Origin of the sequence: Sphaerisporangium sp. NPDC049002 (assembly GCF_040649355.1) — a bacterium.
Lineage (GTDB): Bacteria > Actinomycetota > Actinomycetes > Streptosporangiales > Streptosporangiaceae > Sphaerisporangium.
In genome coordinates this window covers 1-6,543 of record NZ_JBEZFH010000303.1, presented here as the reverse complement: position 1 = coordinate 6,543, position 6,543 = coordinate 1, and the positions used below count along the sequence as shown (strand labels likewise).

Below are 6,543 nucleotides of genomic sequence, written 5' to 3'. Positions count from 1 at the left end.
GACGGCGGGCGCCGGCGGGCCGCTACGGCGGCGCGGCGCGCCGCCGCTTGATCCCTAAGAGCTCAACTCGGCAAGATACCTGTCCTGTCCCTGTCCTGTCCCTTGTCCTGTCCCGGGACATGCTTGACAGTGGAGTCCCGGGACATGCTTGATTGACACCGGTGCCGTGTTCCGGGTTCTCGTGATGCGTCGTTGGTGTGCGGCGCGGTTCGGGGAGTCGGGGAATGGCGCTGGTCGATTTGTCCGTTGTTGAGCAGCGCTATCGCGCCGGGCTGTTGGTGCTCGCCGGGGCGAGTGTCACTGAGGTTATCGGGAGTTGGGTCTCGCTGGGTTGACGGATCGGTCGCGTCGTCCGGATTGTTCGCCGTCGCAGATGCCGGCGCAGGTGGAGTCGCTGGTGTGTGAGCTACGGCGGGCAAACTCGGAACTGTTGAGAATCCTGATCAGCTCCTCGCATTCCTCCTCGGACAACGCGTTCGGCGGAGCCGGCCGCACCGATGCCGGTTTCTTCTCTTCCGGCCGGCGTTGCCGATACAGGGTGGATCGGTTGATGCCGGTCAGCGTGCAGGATCGCTGGATGCCAACGTGGGGTTCGAGTTGTTCGCAAGTTTCGGCGCGAAGCTCGGTTACGAGTTCTCCGAGTCCGCGCCCTCGGACATCGTCTCCAAGCGATTCGCAGCTTGTACTCTGCCGGGAAGTGTCGCCGCTTGGGTCGATCAGCCCGAGGCCCTCCGGCCTCCAGGTCGTGCTTCGTCATCGTCACAGTCTGCTACACCAGGGTTCGCCCTACTTATGCCACACCGAGAGCTTACTCGCTGTCTGTCCCATTTGAGCCTGGCGCAGGGGGACTCCCTCACCAGGATTGACCGAGCCCTTCGCGGGCTGAGCGGCGGCATGATCATCTGTCGGCCTTGGGGTGTTACAGGCGAATTGGAAACTTGTGAGTGATTCTTGTCATATTGCTGCGAGATCATTGTGATGTTCTGATCAGTTGGATCGTTACACCCCCTACTGATCAGGAGTTAAGTGAACCTGTCAGGAAGATCCACCCCCACACCGAGGGCTGGCACCTTACGCCGCCGGACGGCGCTTCTCACTGTGCCGACGATGGCGACATCGCTGCTGATCGGCACCGGCTCCCTTCCTGCTTCCGCGGCCCCGGCGCCATCGCCCACGCCTCCAGTAGCTGCCGCGGAGGTTGACCCCGTTGAGTTAGCCAAGCGGGAGGCCAAAAAGCAGAATAAGCGAGTCGAGATCACCTCTTACCGCTCGGAGACCTCGACCACGTTTGCCAATCCCGACGGCAAGACTCTGCACATGGAGATGTCGACCTCACCCGTCCGGGTTAAGCGAAACGGCGCCTGGGAGGCTATCGACACGACGCTGGTCGTACAGGGCAACATGGTCAAGCCGCGGGTGGCGAAGTCGGACCTGGTCCTGTCCTATGGCGGAAAGACCGACTTGCTGAAGGCCAGCACCGATCCGGCCAGGTCTGACGGAGAGGATGACAAGGCCCAGGTCTTCGCCCCTGAAAAGCTGCCCACCCCACGCCTATCAGGCAACCGTGCCGAGTTCGCTTCTGCATACGGCATCGGCACTGATCTGGTTGTAACTGCGACCCCGACCGGGTTCCGTCAGCAGATCGTGATCCGGCAACGCCCTGTCAAACCGCTGACACTGCGTGTTCCGATCGATCTGCCCGCAAACTTCGCCTTCAAAAACACCTCGGGCAAAACCATGCTGGTTAAAAACACCGGCAAGGGCAACGAGGATATCCTCGACATCTCCACGACGATGATGGTCGATGCGGTGGCCACTGACTCCAGTAGCGGACCGGATGAGGGCAGGGCGGGCAAGGCCACCACGAGCCTGGAGAAGACTGCAGGCGGCTCCACCTTGGTCCTCACCCCCGATGCCGGTTTCCTGGCCGACCCCGCAGTCACCTATCCGGTGACAGTAGCCGCCGCCACCTCCGACTGGTGGGCCCCCAAGGTCGTCTCCGACACCTTCGTCAACAACGCCGCATACCCCATTAGCCGTGACAACCAACTCTTGGACCGCATCCTGGTGGGCAAGTCCAACTCGGGAACGGTCCGCTGGCGCAGCTACATCGGCTTCGAGGACATTCCCGCCGACTCCTCACTGCGGGGTGGCAAGGTCCAAAACGCCGACCTAGTATTATGGAACCATCTGTCCAACGACTGCGGGACGAGCGTTGGATCTGGCATCACCGCCCGCCGGATCACCAGCAGTTGGTCTCCCAATACACTGACCTGGGATAACCAGCCCTCGGTGACGTCTACCGGCGCTGACACCGAATACGGCGCCTACAGCCCCGACTGCACCAAGACCTACATGAACTACGAGTGGGACCTCTACCACTCGGTCAACACCATTGTCCAAGCATGGGCAGACGGCCAACCCAACTACGGCTTCCAGCTCACCGCTGGCAACGAATCCGACCTCACCAACTGGCGCCGCTATCGGACCACCGAGTACCGGGTCTGTAACAACGGCACTCTCTGTGAGGGAAAGCCCCACCAGCCCTTGCTTTTCGTCGACTTCGAGCCCGCGCCGGAATTCGACATCGCCTACGAGCGGGATGGGGAACCAGACAACAACCTCCCTAGCTACGAAGAAGTCCTGGCCAACCAGGTTCCGCTCACCGACATCCTGCAACCTCAGCCTGTTTCCGTAGAGGAAGCCGCGTCCCGGCAAGCGAACTCGAAAGCCACCTTCTCGGTAAGCAGCGATGAGTTTCCCTCCGAACCCCCGCTGGAAGATGACCCAGAGATTGATACTACCGCGCCGGGGGTGGTGGCGACATATCCGACAAAGGATGCTGCGAATGTCCCGTTGTCGGCTTACATAACGGCCAGCTTCAGTGAACGGGTTACTGGCACGCAGATGGTCGTCAAAGACGCCTCTGGCACCGCCCTTGCAGGGACGCTAACCGCGAATCCAGCAGGTGACGTGTTCAGTGTCACTCCTAGCGCCATACTGACACCGGACACCACGTACACCGTGGAGGTGAGTGGCGCTAAGGATTTCTCCGGCAATGTCATGACCCCACACTCGTGGTCGTTCACCACGGCGCCGCCGGACACCACAGCCCCTACGGTCATGGAGACCATTCCGGGTGACGCCGCCTCGGGTGTTCCGGTCACCACGCCGGTAACGGTCAAGTTCAGCGAGCAGGTGTTGGATGCTCAGGTCGCGGTAACCGGCCCGGCCTCCAGCACGGTCACCGGAACAACCCAGATGGACACTGCCGGCAAGGTGCTGACCTTCACTCCCTCTCAATCACTTAATCAGGGCACCACGTACACCGTGGAGGTGAGTGGCGCTAAGGATTTCTCCGGCAATGTCATGACCCCACACTCGTGGTCGTTCACCACGGCGCCGCCGGACACCACAGCCCCTACGGTCACCGAGACCATTCCGGGTGACGCCGCCTCGGGTGTTCCGGTCACCACGCCGGTAACGGTCAAGTTCAGCGAGCAGGTGTTGGATGCTCAGGTCGCGGTAACCGGCCCGGCCTCCAGCATGGTCACCGGAACAACCCAGATGGACACTGCCGGCAAGGTGCTGACCTTCACTCCCTCTCAATCACTTAATCAGGGCACCACGTACACCGTGGAGGTGAGTGGCGCTAAGGATTTCTCCGGCAATGTCATGACCCCACACTCGTGGTCGTTCAGCACCGTGAATTCAGGGCTGGTTGCAGCGTATGGGATGAACGAGGGGACGGGCACGACGGTGTCCGACGCATCTGGGCAGAACAACACCGGCACCACGACGAACACCACCTGGGTAAACGGCAAGTATGGTAAGGCATTGGCGTTCAACGATTCCAGCGGTAGTTCGGTGAGAGTTCCGCACAGTTCTTCGCTGCGGTTGACCGGTGGCATGACCCTGTCGGCGTGGGTGAACCCAACCTCCATCAGCGGCTACCGCACCGTGATGATGAAGGACCATGTCAACGGCTCCGCATACGGCCTGTACGCCTCCAATGGCACTGTTCCTTCGGCATGGCTACTCAAGCCGGATGCCGCTAGTCACAACATCCTCAATGGCACCACTGGACTGCCGGTGAACACCTGGAGTCATGTGGCCGTCACCTACGACGGCACCATGGCGCGTCTCTTCGTCAACGGCACTCAGGTCAGCCAGCTCCCTATGACCGGCAGCTTGGTGGACGACGGCGGCGCCCTGCGCCTCGGAGGTAACACCAAGTGGGGGGAGTTCTTCAGCGGCCTCATCGACGAAGTCCGCGTATATAACCGCAGCCTGAATGCTGCGCAGATCCAGGGCGATATGAATACGCCTGTCGTGACGACGTCAGCCGCAGCCGCCACGAGGTCAGCCGCCAGTTCTCGATCAGCCGCTGCGACAACGCGAGCGGCCCTAAGCGGTCCTTCCCCAACGTGGTCGGGTAACCGCATCAAATTCGAAGATTGCTGGGGGCGCCCTGAAGCGACCGACCGGAAGAATTACCCACACGGCTGGGTAAGGGATAGTTACAACTGGTGCTCCGTACGCACGGTCGGCAAGGCGCGCGTGCAGGACCTGCGAGACCCCTGCGGCTGCAAGTACAAAGTGAAGGGTAAGCTAGAGTTCCTTTTCAGCGTCGCGGGACATACTTTTGCTGGCGGTAGAAAGGGGACTGCAGGGGCGGAGGTTGACCAAAACAACGGTGGCATCAATAGCAGGACGGTTCACATCTGGGCACGCGTGGACAAAATAAAAGCCAGCGGGACCGGATCATACCTCTGGCCGGACTCCACGCTGTTGGGTGTCCAGATGCCGGCAGCGGCTTCCGCTGGAATGGACTGTCAGCAGCTGGCGGGTGGCCGCAATGTCACGCTAGCCGAATGGCGTAACTCGCCTCAGGAATACTTCGAGTATCTCTCGAACAAGAACGCAAGTCGCGGCCCTCATAAACTCAGCGTATGCACGTTCACTCCTCAGCTGATCGTGCCTCCGCACGCCAATCAGCGTGGTGTATACATCAACACCAAGATGGCGGACGAACCCGTGCGCTGCGACACCTCGGAACAGATCAAGGACTACTACGGAGGCTGCGTCTTCGGAGAGTTTATTCCCACCTTCGAAGTCCCGATGATCTACGAGTACAAGAATGGCCATCCGGTCATGAACGAGTCCGCCGATCTCATCCGGCGGGCACTCGAAGAGACGAAAGACACCTACCCCAAGAAGACGGATGAGCCCAAAGTGATCCCGGGAACACCCAAGACGGGACCGCTTCACAGGACGGCTAGCATAGAGATCGACAAGGCAAACCGTGCACTGTCCAAGACCTACTGTGCCCAGATGCTCGTCGACCTGGGAAACCTTCCCAAGCCGCTCGACCGGGACTGCGATGAATTTCCCTTCGCGGCATCTCATGAGGGGTCAAAGGAAGACGGAAATCGAAATGTCGCGGTAGACTATATCTTCTGGGACCACAATCAGAGCGTTGGAAGGAAGCTCAGGTGGTTCTGGCAGACCTTCAGGGTATTCGGGTCCGATGTCGACGGCGTGTTCCGTTGGCATCCCTTCGAGAGCTTCTATGTCAAAATACCTAATTACTAACTAGGTGGCCGGTTGCCCCGAAGAGCTTTCCGGGCAACCGACCCCATTAGCCGCTAAGGGTGAAGTCATGTCCGATGAGTTGATCTCCTACTATAAGGAATTCCTGAAAGAGAACTGGCTTATCGACGAAGGCACGTGTCTTACCTGGTTCAACGCTTGTGATGTCGAAGCAGCCGCTTCGGTCTTCGGTGCGGACCTCCGATCCGCCGAACGGATGTCCTACTCTGATGCTTACGGGGAGGCATTCGAGGAAATCGAGCGCAGCAGTCAAGGCAATGTGGTTCTCTTCGGTGTGGCGGGCTCGTGGAACATAGCCATGGAGCCATACGGATGGCGGGGTATGGGCGACCAGGTCATCGGAGGACTTGCCCGCTCTGGAGATGCTGTTTCTGTACTCATCGCCGCTGGGTCTCATCATCGTGTTGCCTATGACCATAACGGACACGGCTCTTACGTTGTTCGCTGGCTGGACGAGCGGAACGGGCCAGTTCCGCCTGCTCTCGATGAGCATCTGAACGGTTTGTCAATTTTCGGCGACGTCGATTCCGATGAATGGAAGGCCAGCGCCCTTGCCCTCGCTCAACGTTTCACAGGGGTGCGCCTCGATCAGGAGTGGCTCGAACGTCAGCATATCCGTTACCTGATCCGCTGATCATCTGCTTGCTGGGAGCGCCCTGCGCCGAGGCGTTCCGGACGAGGTCGTGGAGCAGGCGCAGCCAGCGGGACGGACCTGGGGCCAGCAGGACCGGCGGGCCCTGGTCGACCAGGCACAGCCGGTGGGAGCGGGCCGCTGTGTCCGGTGTCGCGGCGTTCGTGGGCGCCGCCCTTCATCGAGGCATCAGAAGTTCCGGTGCCCCGGGGGTGCCGGCCGAGCTGGCCCGCCGCGCCCGGGTGGAGGCCGAGCAGGCCGCCGCCGGAGCGATCGCGCGCGCACAGGCCGCCGACGCC

At 60.8% G+C, this 6,543-nt stretch carries 2 protein-coding genes; both read left to right on the top strand.

The genetic code is table 11. The features are described 5' to 3' along the window. Nucleotides 1–1,107 precede the first annotated feature (1,107 nt). On the top strand, nt 1,108–5,595 hold the full coding sequence (locus AB0B89_RS33840; RefSeq protein ID WP_358561014.1) for an Ig-like domain-containing protein: 4,488 nt from the start codon (nt 1,108–1,110) through the stop codon (nt 5,593–5,595). A 67-nt stretch (nt 5,596–5,662) separates the two neighbouring features. Further along, nucleotides 5,663–6,247: a DUF6461 domain-containing protein gene (locus AB0B89_RS33835; RefSeq protein WP_358561011.1), complete on the top strand. Its 585-nt coding sequence runs from the start codon at nt 5,663–5,665 to the stop codon at nt 6,245–6,247. Nucleotides 6,248–6,543: the final 296 nt, after the last annotated feature.